This window comes from Ralstonia flaminis (assembly GCF_958415495.1).
In the GTDB taxonomy this organism is placed as follows: Bacteria; Pseudomonadota; Gammaproteobacteria; order Burkholderiales; family Burkholderiaceae; genus Ralstonia; species Ralstonia flaminis.
This window is the reverse complement of sequence record NZ_CATZLL010000014.1, coordinates 156,030-172,451: the sequence shown is the minus strand read 5'-3', so window position 1 is coordinate 172,451 and position 16,422 is coordinate 156,030. Positions and strand designations below refer to the sequence as shown.

The following is a 16,422-nucleotide window of genomic DNA, read 5'->3' as shown; positions in this document are numbered from 1 at the left end:
GTACACTGCAAAAACAGTTGCGAGACGCATGGAAGACGTGCGGCACCGCACCAACCTTCCGCTCATGGAGCACATCATGGCTTCTGCCGGTGTTCCCCCGATTGGCCTGCTGCACGCCGCGCGTGCACTGCGTATCTATCGGCGCCACGAGATCAACGCGCTGGCGTGGATCGCGCTGGGCGTGTGCCTGCGCAGCCCGGCGCCAATGGCGGCGCTCAGCGTCGCGCTGCTGATCGTCTGCGCGTGGACATTGACCCGGCATATCCAGCATCTCAAGCCCCTGTATGAACTGCCGGTGTTCAGCCGCGTGCTGACACACAGCGGCATGGCATTCGCGGCCATCAATGCAGCGCTGTTGGCGGTGGAGCTGGCAACGGGCGCCGGGCGTGGAGCGTGGTTCGACGCCGATGGCTGGCTGGAACCCGCCTGGCCACAGATCCTGCCGGGCATGTCGGGCACGATCGAGTTGATGCTGGTCTGCGCACAATGGGCCGCCGTGCTGGGTGCGGTGGCTGCGGCCACGGCCTGGGCATGGCTGAGTCTGGGTGGTGGTCGTTTTCTTCGCTTTCCGCCGCGCTCGCAATGAGCCGATGAGCATCTGGCCCGGGTGTTCCCGGGCTGGTCTGGTGGAGACTTTCCTTCTATAAGTGGGTGTGGCAGTTGCTGGTGCGTTTTTGGAGCGCTCGGACCGAGTTGTCCAAATAGGCGTGCAATCCAATCACAGGAGACAGGCATGACCTCGCTGGATGCATTCCTGCGGTGCCGCGATTTTCTGCTCGCGCACCGTGAGGACTACGACACCGCCGTACGCGATTTCGCATGGCCTGTGCTGGATCGCTTTAACTGGGCGCTCGATTATTTCGACGCCATGGCGCGCGGCAACAACGCGATCGCCCTCTGGGTGCTCGACGACCAGGGCAACGAAACACGCCTGTCGTTTGCGCAGATGGCCGAGCGTTCCGCCCGCGTGGCCAACCACTTGCGCGCGCTGGGCGTGCAGCGCGGAGATCGCATCCTGCTCATGCTCGGCAATGTGCCCGCGCTGTGGGATGTGATGCTCGCCTGCATCAAACTTGGGGCTGTCATCATTCCCGCAACGACGCTGCTGACGGCCGAAGACCTGCGCGAGCGCATTGCTATGGGCGACGTGCGGCACGTGATCGTGGGTGGGGCGGATTGCGCCAAGCTCGATGCCGTGTCGGGCACCTTTACGTGCATCGCAGTGGGTACGGACAAGGCGCCTGCAGGTTGGCACCGCTTTGAAGATGCCTACGGCGCCGCGCCCGAGTTCACACCTGACGCGCCAACGCAGGCGAGCGATCCGCTGCTGCTGTATTTCACCTCCGGTACCACTTCCAAGCCCAAGCTGGTGATGCACACGCACGCGAGCTATCCAGTGGGGCATCTTTCCACGCTGTACTGGATTGGTCTGCGCCCGGGCGATGTGCACTGGAATATCAGTTCGCCCGGCTGGGCCAAGCACGCCTGGAGCTGCTTCTTCGCGCCGTGGAATGCCGGTGCCACCGTGTTCGTCTACAACTACGCGCGCTTTGACGCCAAGGCCACGCTCGATGTGCTATGCCGTGCCAAGGTCACCACGCTGTGCGCACCGCCCACGGTGTGGCGCATGCTGATCCAGGAAGACCTGGTGGCCTGGAAGCCCGCGCTGCGTGAACTCGTGGGCGCAGGCGAGCCGCTCAACCCCGAGGTGATCGAGCGTGTTCGCGCGGCCTGGGGCATCACGATCCGGGATGGCTACGGCCAGACCGAGACCACCTGCCAGGTCGGCAACAGCCCGGGGCAGCCGGTCAAGCCGGGCTCGATGGGCCGGCCGCTCCCAGGCTATCAAATCACCTTGCGCGACCCTGACGGCAACGAAGCCAGCGAGGGAGAGATCTGCATCGAATTGAAATCACGTCCGCTGGCGTTGATGGCGGGCTATGCCGGCAATGCCGAAAAAACGGCTGAGGCCATGCGCGGTGGCGTGTATCACACCTCCGACATTGCTGCGCGCGATGCGAACGGCTACCTCACCTACGTTGGCCGTGCCGACGATGTGTTCAAGGCGTCGGACTATCGCGTGAGCCCGTTCGAGCTGGAGAGCGTGCTGATCGAGCACCCTGCCATCGCCGAGGCCGCCGTCGTACCGAGCCCCGACCCCGTGCGGCTGGCCGTGCCGAAAGCCTTCTTGGTGCTGCGTGCCGGGCACGAGCCTGGGCCCGAACTGGCGCGCGACATCCTGCGCTTCTGCCAGAGCCGGCTGGCTTCTTACAAGCGCGTGCGGCGCATCGAGTTTGCGGATTTGCCCAAAACCATCTCGGGCAAGATCCGGCGCGTCGAATTGCGCCTGCGCGAAGCCGCTCGCCCTGAAACAGGCCGCAACGCTCAGGAATACTGGGAAGACGATTTTCCAGCGGATTGATACCGACGACGCCCGCACACCCGGTGCAGACAAGCATGCTGCCCCCCCCGAGGCCGCATGCTTCGTACTGCGCGAGGCTGTTTGAGAAGGCTGTCTAGCGCGACGAACGCGGGACCAAACGCAGCTGGCGCGCGCGATCCAGGTCGTACGCCGGCACACCGCCATGCGGCAGCGATGCACGCGAAGCCGCCAGATCACGGCCGCGCACGATCACCGGGGCAAGCGCGCCCGCACGGATCAGATCCGATGCGGCCTGCTCGATCCAGTCGCGGTAGCTGCGATAGACGTCTTCGGCAGTGGCTTTTTGATGTGCGCAATCGCACAGCGACAGGGCTTCGGATGTGACAAAACAGCTCACAACCTTGCCGTCGACGATGGCTTGGAAGAACAGGTCTCCCACAGACCTGAAAGTCTTACCGGTAAACGAGATGTTCATGATGCTCCCCCCAATGATCAGGCACGCTGCTTGGGCGGCGTGCCCCACATACCGCTTTCGCGGCGCATTGATCACATGCGGGAGCGTGGTTTCCGAAAGGAGGGAAGACGATGGTCCAGTTGCCAATACCATCCGGACGCAATTGACCCAGTGAAGCGGGTCGGACTATCCCTCGGTGCCGTTATGCGGTCTATCAATTCGGTGTTTGACGACAAATTCGCTCTCGCGCTGCGACCTTCCCCGTACAGATGCTCTTCAATATTGTTATGGTCACCACAATCGCTGCAGCAGCACACGGCCGATACCAATTGCGATGGAAATCACCAGCAGCCAGAGCAAAATAACAGGAATACGTGTCGGCGGAAGGCGTGACGTTTGAAACAAGCGCCGTCGCGTTGGAATGACCTGCCAGTTGACAGTGTGTCGTTCCCACCCCAAGCGGGCTGATAGTCCCACGCTTCCCCGTTTCATCGTTCCCATGGCTTGCTCCCGACAGCCTTGTTTTGCTGTGAATTTAGTTTTGTTTAATTCTGTTTTTCTTTGGTTGCATTCTAGGACACTCTACGCGGAGCGCTAGTGCGCCTTGGCATGATTTCTCTACTCCATTTGGCTCACGTCTGTGTGATCTAAGACCTAATGAGGGAGGGAATATGCTGAGGTTTTTTGGGTTGCGAAGGCGATTATCGGAGACGCAAACGCTTACGTTTCAAGCGAATCGGAGGCAAACCAGACAATCATCCCGCAAGGTGGGACGACTAGAGTCGTTCCCCATTTCCAACGCTCGGATGTTGCGGTGCGATGTCAACGTCACGAGGTAGGAAACGCCACCAACACGCGGTAGAGTGCTGGCGGCTACAAAACACCATAAAAAAGCAGGAAACCACACATGACGGAAGCAAAACGCGCCCGGAAGCCTCGGGCGCTGGCAGGGCTTGGCCGCTGTTCGGCCGCCGTGCTGGCAGCCGTGGGGGCAGTCGGGGTCATTGGCATGACGGACGCGGCCTGTGCGCAGGAGCCGAGTCTGGCGACGCGCCGTGCCGCTGTTGAATCGACACTGGCGCACGCTGGTTATTGCCAGCGCCTGGGCGACTACTACTGGGAAATCGGCGACGCCAGCGGCGTGCTCATGCAAGGCCAGCAGGGTCAGCGCATTGGCGCTAACAAGACGGTGCGGCTCGCGTCTGCCTCCAAGTGGGTGTTTGGCGCCTACGTGGTCGAGCGCATGCGCGGCAAGCTCACGCCGGTCGAGATCGACGCGCTCACCATGCGCTCGGGCTATGACGCGCTCAATCCGCTCCTCTGCAATCGCAATGACACGGTGCAGAGCTGCTTTCGTCGTGGGCGCAACGATGCCTTCACACCAGGCCATGTTGGCCGGTTCAGCTACAACGGCGGTCATGACCAGAAGCTGCTGGTCGACCTCGGTTTGGGCAGCGCCGATGCGGCTACGCTTAGTGACGAATTGGATCGCGAGCTTGGCCACACGCCCGGCATGCGGGATGCCGACAAACCGCTCGGCATCAAGTACTTGGCGCCGGAGCCGGCTGGCGGCATGATCGCCACGCCGGCGGCGTACGGGCAGTTTCTGCGCCGGCTGATCCGGGGCGATTACCTGCTCGGCAAGATGCTCGGTCAGCATGCTGTATGCACCGAGCCCGGCAGTTGCCCCACCGCAGTGAGTACGCCCGCCGCGCTGCCGTGGCACTACGCGCTCAACTACTGGATCGAAGACCAGCCCGGCGGCGATCGGGCGTTCAGCTCACCCGGAGCGTTCGGCTTCTATCCGTGGGTCACCGCCGACAAGCGCTACTACGGCATGATCGTGCGCGAGACGCTTGCCCCGCGTGCCTACGTGCGCAGTGCGGCATGTGGCGCGCTGATCCGCAAGGCCTTTGCCGAGGGACGCGCACAGCAATCCCCCGCTGAGAACGAGCAAGCCGGCAGCGCCGACGCCGGTGACTGATCAGCCGGGCATATGCCCCGGCGATCAATAACCGCGGTAGTACGGGTGATAGTAGTGCGGGCCGTAGTAGCCGCCGGCCGGTACGACCACGCAGGCGCTCAGCGAGGCTGCGGCAGCAGCGGCAAGGATCAGTAGGGCAATCGTGCGTTTCATGATGAGGCTCCGGGTGTGTTGTTGGACTTGGCCTCACTCTATGGAAATGCCTCGCAACCGCGCTTTACCGTTTGTAAGAAAAACTGCGATGCCTGGGCTGCCAATCGACGGCTCGGGCTGTCTTTGCCGCGCTCGCGTATGGGCGGACGTAACTTGCCGTTACCTTTGCGAGCAGACCGTGAAGCGAAGTGCACTGGTAAGCGACCGCGCCACGCCGATGCGGGCCTGTCTGGGGTGCGCCACAATGTTCCACGAACTTATCGTCAATCTATTGACAGATTGCCGCGATAGGCAGGAAATACATCAAACAGCAAACGTTGGGCATTCAAGTCTGAAAACCCGGCGCCGATAGCTGTTCATAGAGACATGTCAGGGCGCAACGACGCCCTGCGGGGACTAAGCGATGCGCGCCAACCTGACCGCGCGCGTCGGCACTATGTGTTGGGGGGAACGCATCATGACGACTTTTCTGGAATCCACCATTGCCTGGGCCGTGCCGTGCCTGATCGCCACTGCGATTGTCGTGCCGGTGATGTGGCGCAAGTTGCGTACGCGCCGTGCCCTGGAAGCCATCCATCAGGCGCGCGAACACCGCGACGAATAAGCCACCGGGCCGGGCCTTTTCTGCATTCTGCTTGCCCATGCAAAACGGGCGCCGCATTGCTGCAGGCGCCCGTTTAGGCGTTGCAAGAATCCTCGGCGACGCGCTTTGTCGCGTCGCGCTTGGTTTCGCTTAGGCTGCCACGGCCTGGTTCACCACATCGCGCATCGCAGTGTGTGCGGCTTCCATGGCTTGCGTACGGGCATCCGGGCCCATGGCCAGGCCTTCAGCGCGCACGAATTGCACGTCGGTAATGCCGAAGAAGCCGAACACCGCCTTCAGATAGGCTTCCTGAAAGTCCAACCCTGCGGCCGGACCGGTCGAATACACACCGCCGCGCGTCGACGCGACGATGACCTTCTTGCCGCCTGCCAGGCCAGCCGGGCCCTTTTCCGTGTACTTGAACGTACGGCCGGCTTGCGCCACGCGGTCAACCCAGGCCTTGAGCTGGCTTGGCACTGAGAAGTTGTACATGGGGGCGCCAACCACGATCACATCGCTGGCGAGCAGTTCGTTGACCAGTGCTTCCGAGCGGGCGTGTTCAGCACGGGTGGCATCGTCAAAATCGTTGCTGCCCGTGGCACGGAAGCCAGCGGCAATGGCGCCGTCCAGGTGGGGGATGGCTTCCACGGCCAGGTCACGGCGGGCGACGATGGCGTCGGGGTTTTCACGGCGCAGTTCGTCGACGATGGCAGCGGTCAGGATGCGCGAGGCCGAAGCGTCGCCGAGGATGCTGGAATCGATGTGAAGGACTTGCATGGTGTCTCTCCAAGAAAAAGGTGGGTTGCTGCAAAGATAGTGCGGCGCACCAAGTTCCAGTAGTGGGTCGAATCGACACACATCGTTCTATGGGTGAGACAATGCGCGTGGATCTCGGAGAACGGCCATGGAAGACCTGAACGACCTCGTCCTGTTTGCCAGCGTAGTGACGCACGGCAGCTTTTCCGGCGCCGCGCGGGCATTGGGTATCCCCAAGTCGCGCGTGAGCCGCCGCGTGGCAGATCTGGAGGCGCGGCTGGGCGTGCGGCTGCTGCAGCGGTCAACGCGTGCGGTGCACGTCACCGATGTCGGCTCAGCGTTCTATGCGCATTGCGAGACCATGACCCAGGCCGCGCGCGCCGCTCTGGAAGTGGCCGAGCATGCTGGAGAGAAGCCCTCAGGCCGCTTGCGCGTGAGTTGCCCCGTGGGCGTGTCGAGCCTGTTTCTGGCACCGGTCATACCGAGATTCCTGCGTGCCCATCCGGACGTGCGCCTGGAGCTGGACGTGACCAACCGCCGGGTGGATGTGATTGGCGAGGGGTATGACGTGGCATTGCGCGTGCGCTCGACGCTGGACGATTCCAACCTGATCGTGCGGACCTTTGGTGTGAGCCATCAGGTGCTGGTCGCCAGCCCCGAGTTTGTGGCCGAGCACGGGCCGTTCGACACACCGGAATCACTGCAGGGTGTGGCCGGACTGTGGTTGGGGTCCCTCAGCGGTGAACGATCGCGCTGGCGCCTGACCGCGCCGGATGGTGCGGCCGTTGAGATCGAATGCCAAGCGGTGCTCGCCACCGATGACCTTCGCCTGCTCGGCCTGAGCGCCATCGGCGGCGTGGGGGTGGGGCGGCTGCCGTACAACGTGTGTGCTGAAGCGCTGCAGGAAGGCCGGCTCGTGCAATTGCTGGCCGACTACAAGCTGCAAACGCACCAGTTTCACGCGGTGTTTCCGTCGCGGCGCGGGCTGGTGCCGGCGGTGCGAGCATTTATCGAACTGCTGGCGGCGGAAATGCCCCCATTGACCGAAAAGGTGCTCACCCGCTGCTACGAGGGCGACGACGTCAACCTCAATCGTTGACGCTGCAACGAATTCGGATCGGCAGTATCATCAGGGGCTTCGTTCCTGCCTTTGTGTGACGCCTCCAGGGTGCTCGCACGCGTCTCCATGTCCTCCCGCCCGAACCTCGAATCGCCCACCCCCGATACCGCGACCACGCCGTTGGCCGCCTCGCTCGATGCACCGCCGGTGCCCGAGATTCCGGTGATGGTGGTGATGGGCGGCCTGATGCTCGCCATCTTGCTGGGCGCACTGGAGCAAACGATTGTCGCGGTGGCGTTGCCCGTCATCGCGGGGGAGTTCAACGGTTTTGCGCTGATGGCGTGGCTGGTATCGGCCTACCTCGTGGCCTCCACCGTGGTCACGCCCATCTACGGAAAGCTGAGCGATCTGTATGGCCGTCGCGCCATGCTGACGACGGCCATTGCGCTGTTCGTGCTGGCCTCGGTGGCGTGTGCGCTGGCGACCAGCATGCCGATGCTGCTGGTGGCGCGCGTGCTGCAGGGGCTCGGCGGCGGCGGGCTGATCTCGGTGGCTCAGGCCACCATTGCCGACGTGGTGCCGTTGCGCGAGCGCGGCCGCTACCAGGGCTACGTGAGCGGCATGTGGGCCATGGCCAGCCTGGCCGGCCCGGTGATCGGCGGCTACCTGACGCACTACCTGTCTTGGCGCTGGATCTTCTGGATCAACCTGCCGCTGGGACTCGTCGCATTGGTGGTGGTACGCCGCGCACTGCGACACCTGCCGGTGGCGCATCAGCGTCGCCCGATCGACGTGCCGGGTGTCGTGCTGTTTGCCGTGGGGTTGACCGCGCTGCTGATCATGATCACGCGCGTGGGCCAGGGCGTGCCGCTCATGCAGCCCGACAACCTCGGGCTGCTGGTGGGGGCGGTGGTGGTGCTGGGCGCCTTCGTCTGGCAGGAAAACCGCGCGGCCGAGCCGATCATTCCGCTGTCGATGTTCCGTGTGCGCACGGTCACGATCTGCTGCCTGGCGCTGTTCCTGTGCTTCTTCCAACTGATCGCCACGTCGGTGTTGATGCCGCTGCGCTTTCAGATGGTGGCGGGTGCCAGCCCCGATGCCGCCGCACTGCGTCTGGTGCCGCTTACGCTGTCGATTCCGTTTGGAGCCTTCCTTGCCGGCAAGTGGATGACGCACAGCGGCCGCTACAAGCCGCTGATGATCTGTGGTGCCTGCGTGGTGCCGTTTGCCGTGGCTTCACTGGGTTTGCTGGACCCGCACAGCGTGCTGGCTCTGACCTTGGCGATGATCGTGCTGGGCTTGGCGATTGGCGTGCAGTTCCCGACCGGGCTGGTGGCGACGCAGAATGCCGTCCCGCCGGAAACCGTGGGGCTGGCCACGGCGCTCACGGCGTTCTCACGCCTGCTGGGTGGCGCGGTGGGCGTGGCGGTGCTCACGTCGGTGCTGATCGCGCTGCTGCGTCAGGCCGCGCCAGAGGCGCAGGTGGCTGCTGGTGGGGATCTGCTGATGGATTTGTTCCACGCGGCGCTTGCCAGCAACAGTGCCAACGCACAAGCTTTGCAACGCGAGGGCGAGACGGCGTTCCGCCATCTGTTCTTCTTTGCTGCAGCCGTGTCGGTCATCTCGCCGCTGTTGATTGTGCGGCTTGAGGAAAAAGCGCTGCGCGGCAAGGTGTCAGTCGCGCACGCAGTGGTGGATTAATCGCTACGAAATGCTCGGCGCGAGTGCCCGGCGCCGGGCACGGCGCACGACGCTGCCGTCATGCAGCGCCCAGCGCAGCGTCGGCGCCACGGTGCGCATGGCAGCTGCGCTGAAGGCGGCGCGCAACGGTGGGCGCTCCAGTTGCAGCATCTGCGTGGCCCACGGCGGCAACAACTGGATGCCGGCGTCGAGAAAAAGGCGCACCGCCGGTTGCAGCCCCGGCCGTGGTGCCTGCCATGTCATCAAGACTTCCACCACGGCGCGGGTGCGATCGCTTGCCACCAGTTCGGCGCGCATCGCGTTCAGGTAAGCCTGCACCGCTGCGCGTGATTTCGGTACGTCGGCAGCGCCCAGCAGTTCGGCAATCAATGCGGTCTCTTCAAAGTAGCGGTCCTGATTGGCACCGCTCAGGCTGCCATCCACATAGCGCAGATAGCCCGCCAGGAAGCTCGACATTTCAGCCACGTGCACCCAGGTGAGCAGATCCGGATCGTTGGCGGAATAGGGGCGCCCATCGGGGGCAATGCCCTGGATGCGGCCGTGGATGACTTTGACGTGTTCGATCAGTGTCAGCGCGTCGTGCCGGCTGCCGTAGGTGGTGCCGGCCACGAACTGAGCGGTGCGGCCCAGGCGCCCTTGCAGGTCTTCTCGGAAGTTGGAGTGATCCCACACGCCGGCCAGGGCACGCGGGTGCAGCGCCTGCAGCAGCAAGGCACTGATGCCGCCGGCCATCATCGAGGGGAAGTCGGCATGGACCTGCCAGCAGACGGCATCTGGGCCGAACAGGCCGGGGTCGCCGGGCGGCGAGGCGATGTCGAGCGTGAGGCCACCGGTGGGGCGCGTCAGACCGCGGACCTGATTGGCGATGCGTTCGCGCAGCGTTGCAAGCGGGGAGAGCATGGTGCCGAATTGGTGCCGGATGGCGCGAGAGGTGAATGCCTCCATTTTAACGGGCGGCCCGGTCTCCCGCCGTGATGACAGAACGCCGCACGACCTGCCAGGCATGTGGATCGCTTGTTGCTGGGCCTGTTGCATTCGGCTCTCCTAGAATGCAGATCACGCCCGACGAGAACAGCATGCACGCCAGACTCCATTCCTCCGTCTTGTTTTGCCGATGCATTGGTTTGCTGATTGCCGTTGGCCTGTGTGCGCAAGCGTGGGCGGCCGAAGGCGGGCAAGCCTTGCGCGACAAGTATCAGAGCCTCGCACAGCAACTGGCCGACAACGCGTTCCATCGCCCGCTGGTGCTGGAATCGACCGAGACGCCCAACATGCTCAAGGGCGACATCTACAGCGTGGTCGATTACCCGTTTGCCACCGTGAGCGGCGCGCTGGGCGACCCGGCGCAAGGCCCCGCCAACTGGTGCGATGTGCTGATCCTGCATCTGAACATCAAGTACTGCCATGCCGCGTCGGGCGCCAGCGCAGGCGTGCTCGACGTGAACCTGGGCCGCAAGGTGGAGCAGACGCTTTCCAGCAGCTACCGCCTTGAATTCGGCTATCACCCGGTCGTCAGCAATGCGGACTATTTCCGTGTGGAACTCAGTGCGGATTCCGGCCCATTCAGCACAAGGGATTACCGCATCGTGCTGGAGGCGATTCCCTCACCGGCCGGCGGCAATCACACCTTCCTGCACCTGACCTATACGTATGGCTATGGCACTGCTGGCCGGCTGGCGATGCGCACGTACCTTGCCACCGTCGGCAGCAACAAGGTCGGCTTTACCAAGGCGGCCGAGTCGCCGGGCGCGGCGCCCGAATACGTGGGCGGCGTACGCGGCCTGCTGGAGCGCAACACGATGCGCTACTACCTCGCCATCGATGCGTATCTGAAATCGCTCTCCGCACCGTCGGACAAGCGCCTGCAGCAGCGGCTGACAACGTGGTTCAGTGCCACCGAGCAGTATCCGCAGCAGTTGCACGAAGTTGAACGGCAGGACTACCTGCAGATGAAGCACCACGAGGTTGAGCGCCAGCAGACGGCGCAATAGCGCAGCAGGACCGCCGCCTTACGCTGGGCGATAGACCTTGGCGAAGCGCTGTGCCTGCACGACGCCGTAATCACCGGGGGCGTATTGCAGGACCCAGTCTCCGGCTTGCCCGTGCAGCACGTCGCCCGCTTCGGATCGGGCCATCGAGAAAGGCTCGCGCATCTGCTTGGCGAGCACCACGCTCGGGCGGTTGCGATACGCGCCGGCCAATCCATGCGTGAGCGATGTGTCTGCCGGCAGGTACTTGGCATCGAAGCGCTCGCGCGAGACCACCCAGCGCTCACCCGTTGAACCCGTGATGAGGGCATCGCCGGGCGCATAGCGGTTGGGGCCTTCCAGGCTCATCAGCTCGCCGGGCTGCGTGGCGAAATCGACCTGGACGGTCTCGTCCTTGACGAAGGGGCGCGCGGCGGGGTCGGTGCGCAGGTCGACATGTTGCAGGGTGGGCATGAAGCAGGGGCTGTAAGACAAAGTAAGACGCATACCGCAGCGAAGGGCATAAGGGTAACGCGAATGCGCTGGAAGCGCCGCAGCGTCGAGCGCACAATGCGGCAGCCCAACCCCTTGGAGCGCACATGCCGATCGACTGGACCCTCATCGAGACACGCGGGGCGGATGCCTTGCACGACACCATCGTCGAGATGGAAGGTTGGGCGATGCCGCTCGATGCGGCCGCGCAGTCGGCAAGCTACTTTCTGCTCTCGGCAGACGCGCCTTGCTGTGGCGGCTGCATGCCCCGCTGTCCGGCGACGAGTATCGAGGTGTTCGCCACGCAGCCGGTGCGCATGGGCGATGACGTTATCCGCTTGCGCGGCCGCCTGCTGCGCTTGCAGGATGATCCGGCGGGCTGGCGCTATCAACTGGTGACAGCCGCACCGACGGCAGCTCAGCCCGCGGCCCAATCGGCACGCGTGAGCCGCCGCGTGTTCCTGGCCGCCGGCGCCGCGTTGGGGCTGGCGGCCTGCGCGCCTGGCCGCTTTGCCAACTACACCGAAGGCGAGGCCGGGGCGGATACCACTTGGACGCCACTACCGGGCGCACTCACGATCGACATCCACAGCCACGCCGGCCGCGTGATCGTCTCGCGCGATCCCAAGATCGGCGCCAACCGGCCGTTTCTGCCGGTAGCTGAGCCGATGCGCGCAGGCGGCATGAACGTCATCTGCCTGGCCATCGTCACCGATACCACTGCCGTGCACGTGGCGGCCAGCGGCAACCGCTTCGAGGCCTTCCGTACGCCTGAGCCCGGTGAGCTGTACCAGCTCGGCATGACCGAGTTTGCGCGTGCCCAGCGCTTGATCGACAAAGAGCAGCTGCATGTGGTGACGGATGCCGCATCGTTGGCGGACGTTGGCACACAGGGGCCGAGCGTCATCATTGCGTCGGAGGGTGCTGACTTTCTGGAAGGCCGCATTGAGCGTGTGGACGAGGCCTACACACAGCATCGTCTGCGGCAACTGCAACTCACGCACTACCGTGTGAACGAGCTTGGCGACATCCAGACCGAGCCGCCTGTGCATGGCGGTCTGACGGACTTCGGTGCCGAGGTGGTACGACGCTGCAATACGCTGGGCATTGTCGTGGATGTGGCGCACGGCACGTATGACCTCGTCAAGCGGGCAGCGGCAACCACGACCAAGCCGCTGGTGCTGTCGCACACGGCGCTCTCAGGATCGCCGAGGGCGCGCAGCCGTTTGATTTCGGCAGAGCATGCGCGCGCAGTGGCGGATACGGGCGGCGTGATCGGCGTATGGCCCAATGCGGCGGACTTCCCCAACCTGGATGCCATGGCGACGGGCATCAAGCGGATGGTGGATGTGGTGGGCGTGGCGCACGTGGGGTTGGGTACCGACATGCTCGGCTTCATCAAGCCGCCGGTATTCACCAGCTACAAGCAGTTGCCTGCGCTGGCGGCTGCGTTGCTGCAGGCAGGCTTCACGCAGGCAGAGGTGGGGCAGATTCTTGGCGGCAACTATCGGCGCGTGTTTGAGGCGACGGTTGGCTGATACCTGTGCGGCGATTGGGTGTGTATGGGGCGTCGTATGGCCTGTGATGGGCTGATCAGCCGGTTGTAATCAGGCGCACGTCGTACAGCTCCTGCTCCATGTCATCAAACGGCTCCCACCGATCACTCGCCATCTCGAAAAATGCATCTGGGACTTCCATGGCGAACGTCGCACCTTTCTCTCGATTACGCGTACGAACCCGTTCGCGGCGGATATCTCTGGAGGCGTCCAGCACGTAGATCTTGAGCGGGTGACCTGTGTCTTCAACGCGCGCGTAGAAGCGTTGGCGGCTGCTTTTTTCCAACAGGCCGAGTTCAAGAATGACATCGTGTCCGGCGTCCAGGATGTCGCTGGCCGTTGCCCAGATTTGCGACAGGCAACGTTCCTTCCGTTCGATGTACCACGGCAACAGGCCGTCGGCGGGCCGGTCTGGGCTGAACAACTGAACGAACCACGCATCCAGGATCAGGCTCGGTGCACGATGCTGATGGCGCAGGCGTTCAACGTAGGTTGTCTTTCCCGCACCAACAGGTCCTTCCACCAGATGAATGGTTGGCATGTTTGTGTGGCGGGTCAGGAAAACACCGGGCGGAAAAAGCTGCGTTCGTAACTGACGATGCAGCCGGTTTCGTCTGCATATTGAAAGGCGGCGATGCACGCAGGGTCGCGCTTCGACTGTTCCCGATAGACCTCGTATGCCGCGAGGCTTGGGAACGAGAACAAGGCCAGCGCGACGTTGTTTGCGCCTTCGGACGGCAGAAAGTAGCCGTGGTGTTGGCCGCCAAATTTCTCGACCAGCGGAATCCACATCTTGCCGTAGGTCTCGAACTCAACAAGCCGGGCCGGATTGATGATGTAGCGGAGGTAGCAGGTGATCATGGCGTGTGCGGGCGAGAGGGGAAAGGCTGTGAGCCTAAATGCCTGCCCGCCGCGTCGTCAATCTCAGTAGTACCGCAGCTCTGTCGCCTTGCCGTGGAACACCTTGTACGAGTAGATCGTGTAGCCAACGATGGTCGGCAGCACGATGGCCACACCCACCAGCATGAATTCGAGCGACTCCGGCGCGCTGGCGGCCTGCCAGATGTCGAGCTGGTCCACCACCAGATACGGGAACAGGCTGTAGGCCAGGCCATTGAAGGCCAGCAGGAAGATCGCGCCGGTGCCCACGAAGGGCGCCCAGATCAGGTGTTCATCTCCCTTGGCGATCTGTTTGGGCAGTCGGCGCAGCACCCAGTCGATCAGGCCGAACAGCGCGATCGTCACCAGCGGCACGGGCGCCAGCAGAATGATGTTGGGCAATGCAAACCACTTGTCGAACACGCGTGTGCTGACCCACGGTGTGGCCAGCGACACCGCAGCCACGCCCAGCGCGGTGAACCACAGGCTGCCGCGCGCCCACTGCACCGCGCGCAATTGCAGCGCGCCTTCCGTCTTCATGATGAGCCACGTGGCGCCTAGCAGCAGGTAGCCTGCAATGAGCCCGCCCGCCGTGCAGAGTGCAAAGATGACGTTGGCCGTGTCGTACTGGAAGCCCGTGATGTACAGCCCCAGCATCAGGCCCTGTGCCGCGGTGGCGATGACTGAGCCCGCATAGAACGCGCGGTTCCACCACGGCTTGTGGTGTGCGCGCGCCTTGACGCGAAAGTCGAATGCCACGCCGCGCAGGATCAGCCCGAACAGCATGATGGCGACGGGCAGGTACAGCGCGCCCAGGATTTCGCCGTGCGCAGCAGGAAACGCCACCAGCAACAGGCCGACGCCGAGTACGAGCCAGGTTTCGTTCGCATCCCAGAACGGGCCGATGGAAGCGATCATCGTGTCCTTCTCGGCATCATCGGCGCGGCGCAGCAGGATGCCGACGCCCAGGTCGTAGCCGTCCAGCACCACATAGGCCAGCACGGCAATGCCCATCAGGGCCATGAAGACCACCGGCAGCCAGCCGGCGGGTTGGGTAAGGTCAGGGATGGTGCTCATGCGTGGCTCGCGACGGGGGCGGAAGGTTGGGGGCTGTGCTTGGCTGGCACGTCGGCGTCAGTCGGGTCGATGGCGCCGCCGGCCTTGCGGGCCAGGTAGAACACCACACCGATGTATGAGGCGATGAGGAAGGCGTACAGCGCTAGATACATCGCCAGCGTGCTGCCAATCATCTGGGCGGGCACGGTGGAGGCGGCCTGCGCGGTGGTCAGCACGCCGTAGACGAGCCACGGCTGGCGGCCGATTTCCGTGACGTACCAGCCGGCGATCACGGCCACCCAGCCGGAGAACGTCATCGCCACCAGGGTGCGTGCCAGCCAGCGCGGCAACTCACCACCACGGCGCAGGCGCCAGGCACTTGCCCACGACACGGCCAGCATCAGCATCCCCACGCCGACCATCAGGCGGAACGCAAAGAACACCGGCAGCACGGGCGGATGCTGGTCGAACTGGTCCAGCCCACGCACCTCGCCATCGAGCGAATGCTTGAGATACAGCGACGCCAGCTTGGGCACGGCGATCTCGAAACGGTTGCTGCGCGTGGCTTCGTCCGGAATGCCGAACAGCACGGCTGGCACGCCGCGCTCGGTCTGCCAGATGCCTTCCATGGCGGCCAGCTTGGCCGGCTGGTGCTCCAGTGTGTTCAGGCCGTGCGCATCGCCTGCAACGATCTGCAAGGGGATCAACATTGCAGCCAGCACCACGCCGGTCTTGAGGGCGGCGCGCACGTCGGCGCCACGGTCGTTGCGCAGCCAGCGATACGCCGAGAGCCCCGCCAGCAGGAACGACACCGTCAGCCCCGAGGCCAGCAGCATGTGCGTGAACCGGTATGGGAACGACGGGTTGAAGATGATCGCCAGCCAGCTTTGCGGATGCGCGCGGCCGTCGATCATCACGTAGCCGGTGGGCGTCTGCATCCACGAGTTAAGCGCGATGATCCAGAACACCGAGATGGTCGTGCCCAGCGCGACGAGGAACGTGGCGAACGTATGGACGCGCTGGCTTACGCGGCCCGTGCCGAACAGCATGATGCCGAGGAAGCTCGCCTCCAGAAAGAACGCGGTCAGCACTTCATACGCCAGCAGCGGCCCGGCGATGTTGCCCACGGTGTTCATGTAGCCCGGCCAGTTGGTGCCGAACTGAAAGCTCATCGTGACGCCCGACACGACGCCCAGCGCAAAGGTCAGTGCAAAGACCTTCACCCACAGGCGATACGCGGCCATCCAGGCTTCATCGCCCGTTTTGCGATAGCGCAGTTTGAAGAACAGCAGTACCCATGCGAGTGCAATGCTGATGGTGGGAAAGAGGATGTGGAAGGTGATGTTGGCGCCGAACTGGATGCGCGCCAGTACAACAGGATCGAGTGACATGGTTCTT

17 protein-coding genes are annotated in these 16,422 nt (G+C 63.9%); 8 read left to right on the top strand and 9 right to left on the bottom strand.

Going from position 1 to position 16,422, the window contains the following annotated elements; genetic code table 11:
• The first annotated feature begins 28 nt into the window (after positions 1-28).
• Both R2N11_RS20335 and R2N11_RS20330 read left to right on the top strand, forming a co-directional pair.
• Positions 29-586 (top strand): hypothetical protein, encoded by a 558-nt coding sequence (locus tag R2N11_RS20335; protein ID WP_233176848.1) that lies wholly within the window; start codon positions 29-31, stop codon positions 584-586.
• Positions 587-733: 147 nt separating this feature from the next.
• On the top strand, positions 734-2,422 hold the full coding sequence (locus R2N11_RS20330) for an AMP-binding protein (RefSeq protein ID WP_316682178.1): 1,689 nt from the start codon (positions 734-736) through the stop codon (positions 2,420-2,422).
• 94 nt (positions 2,423-2,516) lie between these two features.
• On the opposite strand, the gene R2N11_RS20325 is transcribed toward R2N11_RS20330, so the two are convergent.
• The gene (locus tag R2N11_RS20325; RefSeq protein WP_031328709.1) at positions 2,517-2,858 is read right to left on the bottom strand and encodes a DUF1488 family protein; all 342 of its coding nucleotides are present in this window, start codon (positions 2,856-2,858) and stop codon (positions 2,517-2,519) included.
• Between the two features lie 886 nt (positions 2,859-3,744).
• Between R2N11_RS20325 and R2N11_RS20320 the strand changes: the two genes are divergently transcribed.
• Positions 3,745-4,821 carry a serine hydrolase family protein gene (locus R2N11_RS20320; protein WP_316682177.1) on the top strand — a complete coding sequence of 359 codons (1,077 nt, stop codon included), beginning with the start codon at positions 3,745-3,747 and terminating at the stop codon, positions 4,819-4,821.
• A gap of 24 nt (positions 4,822-4,845) precedes the next feature.
• On the opposite strand, the gene R2N11_RS20315 is transcribed toward R2N11_RS20320, so the two are convergent.
• Positions 4,846-4,974 carry a hypothetical protein gene (locus tag R2N11_RS20315; RefSeq protein WP_269848268.1) on the bottom strand — a complete coding sequence of 43 codons (129 nt, stop codon included), beginning with the start codon at positions 4,972-4,974 and terminating at the stop codon, positions 4,846-4,848.
• A gap of 457 nt (positions 4,975-5,431) precedes the next feature.
• On the opposite strand from R2N11_RS20315, the gene R2N11_RS20310 reads away from it, so the two are divergent.
• Positions 5,432-5,578: a hypothetical protein gene (locus tag R2N11_RS20310; RefSeq protein WP_167313284.1), complete on the top strand. Its 147-nt coding sequence runs from the start codon at positions 5,432-5,434 to the stop codon at positions 5,576-5,578.
• A 129-nt stretch (positions 5,579-5,707) separates the two neighbouring features.
• Here the strand turns inward: R2N11_RS20310 and R2N11_RS20305 are convergent, their stop codons facing one another.
• Positions 5,708-6,334, bottom strand: coding sequence for an FMN-dependent NADH-azoreductase (locus tag R2N11_RS20305; protein ID WP_316682176.1), 627 nt, complete (start codon positions 6,332-6,334; stop codon positions 5,708-5,710).
• A gap of 127 nt (positions 6,335-6,461) precedes the next feature.
• On the opposite strand from R2N11_RS20305, the gene R2N11_RS20300 reads away from it, so the two are divergent.
• Together R2N11_RS20300 and R2N11_RS20295 are read left to right on the top strand one after the other, a co-directional pair.
• Positions 6,462-7,412, top strand: a complete 951-nt coding sequence (locus R2N11_RS20300) for a LysR family transcriptional regulator (protein WP_199029716.1) — start codon at positions 6,462-6,464, stop codon at positions 7,410-7,412.
• A gap of 87 nt (positions 7,413-7,499) precedes the next feature.
• On the top strand, positions 7,500-9,074 hold the full coding sequence (locus tag R2N11_RS20295; RefSeq protein ID WP_199029714.1) for an MDR family MFS transporter: 1,575 nt from the start codon (positions 7,500-7,502) through the stop codon (positions 9,072-9,074).
• Positions 9,075-9,077: 3 nt separating this feature from the next.
• Here R2N11_RS20295 and R2N11_RS20290 read toward each other — a convergent pair whose 3' ends face one another.
• On the bottom strand, positions 9,078-9,974 hold the full coding sequence (locus R2N11_RS20290; protein WP_199029712.1) for an oxygenase MpaB family protein: 897 nt from the start codon (positions 9,972-9,974) through the stop codon (positions 9,078-9,080).
• A gap of 176 nt (positions 9,975-10,150) precedes the next feature.
• Here R2N11_RS20290 and R2N11_RS20285 point away from each other — a divergent pair, with 176 nt between their 5' ends.
• Positions 10,151-11,065 (top strand): hypothetical protein, encoded by a 915-nt coding sequence (locus tag R2N11_RS20285; protein ID WP_316682175.1) that lies wholly within the window; start codon positions 10,151-10,153, stop codon positions 11,063-11,065.
• Between the two features lie 18 nt (positions 11,066-11,083).
• Here the strand turns inward: R2N11_RS20285 and R2N11_RS20280 are convergent, their stop codons facing one another.
• Positions 11,084-11,515, bottom strand: coding sequence for a PGDYG domain-containing protein (locus R2N11_RS20280; protein ID WP_199029708.1), 432 nt, complete (start codon positions 11,513-11,515; stop codon positions 11,084-11,086).
• Between the two features lie 125 nt (positions 11,516-11,640).
• On the opposite strand from R2N11_RS20280, the gene R2N11_RS20275 reads away from it, so the two are divergent.
• The gene (locus tag R2N11_RS20275) at positions 11,641-13,071 is read left to right on the top strand and encodes a dipeptidase (protein WP_316682174.1); all 1,431 of its coding nucleotides are present in this window, start codon (positions 11,641-11,643) and stop codon (positions 13,069-13,071) included.
• Positions 13,072-13,126: 55 nt separating this feature from the next.
• Here R2N11_RS20275 and R2N11_RS20270 read toward each other — a convergent pair whose 3' ends face one another.
• From R2N11_RS20270 to R2N11_RS20255, 4 genes are all read right to left on the bottom strand, one after another.
• Positions 13,127-13,630: a P-loop nucleotide/nucleoside kinase family protein gene (locus R2N11_RS20270; RefSeq protein ID WP_199029704.1), complete on the bottom strand. Its 504-nt coding sequence runs from the start codon at positions 13,628-13,630 to the stop codon at positions 13,127-13,129.
• A 14-nt stretch (positions 13,631-13,644) separates the two neighbouring features.
• On the bottom strand, positions 13,645-13,950 hold the full coding sequence (locus tag R2N11_RS20265; protein ID WP_199029702.1) for an NIPSNAP family protein: 306 nt from the start codon (positions 13,948-13,950) through the stop codon (positions 13,645-13,647).
• A 63-nt stretch (positions 13,951-14,013) separates the two neighbouring features.
• Positions 14,014-15,045 carry a cytochrome d ubiquinol oxidase subunit II gene (locus R2N11_RS20260; protein ID WP_199029700.1) on the bottom strand — a complete coding sequence of 344 codons (1,032 nt, stop codon included), beginning with the start codon at positions 15,043-15,045 and terminating at the stop codon, positions 14,014-14,016.
• Positions 15,042-16,415, bottom strand: a complete 1,374-nt coding sequence (locus R2N11_RS20255) for a cytochrome ubiquinol oxidase subunit I (RefSeq protein WP_316682173.1) — start codon at positions 16,413-16,415, stop codon at positions 15,042-15,044. The genes R2N11_RS20260 and R2N11_RS20255 overlap by 4 nt, the downstream gene beginning before the upstream one ends.
• Positions 16,416-16,422 lie beyond the last annotated feature (7 nt).

Excerpts from the sequence above, each read along its gene's own strand:
- R2N11_RS20335 (WP_233176848.1), top strand. The coding sequence starts at position 29 with ATGGAAGACGTGCGGCACCGCACCAACCTTCCGCTCATGGAGCACATC.
- R2N11_RS20330 (WP_316682178.1), top strand. The coding sequence starts at position 734 with ATGACCTCGCTGGATGCATTCCTGCGGTGCCGCGATTTTCTGCTCGCG.
- R2N11_RS20325 (WP_031328709.1), bottom strand. The coding sequence starts at position 2,858 with ATGAACATCTCGTTTACCGGTAAGACTTTCAGGTCTGTGGGAGACCTG.
- R2N11_RS20320 (WP_316682177.1), top strand. The coding sequence starts at position 3,745 with ATGACGGAAGCAAAACGCGCCCGGAAGCCTCGGGCGCTGGCAGGGCTT.
- R2N11_RS20315 (WP_269848268.1), bottom strand. The coding sequence starts at position 4,974 with ATGAAACGCACGATTGCCCTACTGATCCTTGCCGCTGCTGCCGCAGCC.
- R2N11_RS20310 (WP_167313284.1), top strand. The coding sequence starts at position 5,432 with ATGACGACTTTTCTGGAATCCACCATTGCCTGGGCCGTGCCGTGCCTG.
- R2N11_RS20305 (WP_316682176.1), bottom strand. The coding sequence starts at position 6,334 with ATGCAAGTCCTTCACATCGATTCCAGCATCCTCGGCGACGCTTCGGCC.
- R2N11_RS20300 (WP_199029716.1), top strand. The coding sequence starts at position 6,462 with ATGGAAGACCTGAACGACCTCGTCCTGTTTGCCAGCGTAGTGACGCAC.
- R2N11_RS20295 (WP_199029714.1), top strand. The coding sequence starts at position 7,500 with ATGTCCTCCCGCCCGAACCTCGAATCGCCCACCCCCGATACCGCGACC.
- R2N11_RS20290 (WP_199029712.1), bottom strand. The coding sequence starts at position 9,974 with ATGCTCTCCCCGCTTGCAACGCTGCGCGAACGCATCGCCAATCAGGTC.
- R2N11_RS20285 (WP_316682175.1), top strand. The coding sequence starts at position 10,151 with ATGCACGCCAGACTCCATTCCTCCGTCTTGTTTTGCCGATGCATTGGT.
- R2N11_RS20280 (WP_199029708.1), bottom strand. The coding sequence starts at position 11,515 with ATGCCCACCCTGCAACATGTCGACCTGCGCACCGACCCCGCCGCGCGC.
- R2N11_RS20275 (WP_316682174.1), top strand. The coding sequence starts at position 11,641 with ATGCCGATCGACTGGACCCTCATCGAGACACGCGGGGCGGATGCCTTG.
- R2N11_RS20270 (WP_199029704.1), bottom strand. The coding sequence starts at position 13,630 with ATGCCAACCATTCATCTGGTGGAAGGACCTGTTGGTGCGGGAAAGACA.
- R2N11_RS20265 (WP_199029702.1), bottom strand. The coding sequence starts at position 13,950 with ATGATCACCTGCTACCTCCGCTACATCATCAATCCGGCCCGGCTTGTT.
- R2N11_RS20260 (WP_199029700.1), bottom strand. The coding sequence starts at position 15,045 with ATGAGCACCATCCCTGACCTTACCCAACCCGCCGGCTGGCTGCCGGTG.
- R2N11_RS20255 (WP_316682173.1), bottom strand. The coding sequence starts at position 16,415 with ATGTCACTCGATCCTGTTGTACTGGCGCGCATCCAGTTCGGCGCCAAC.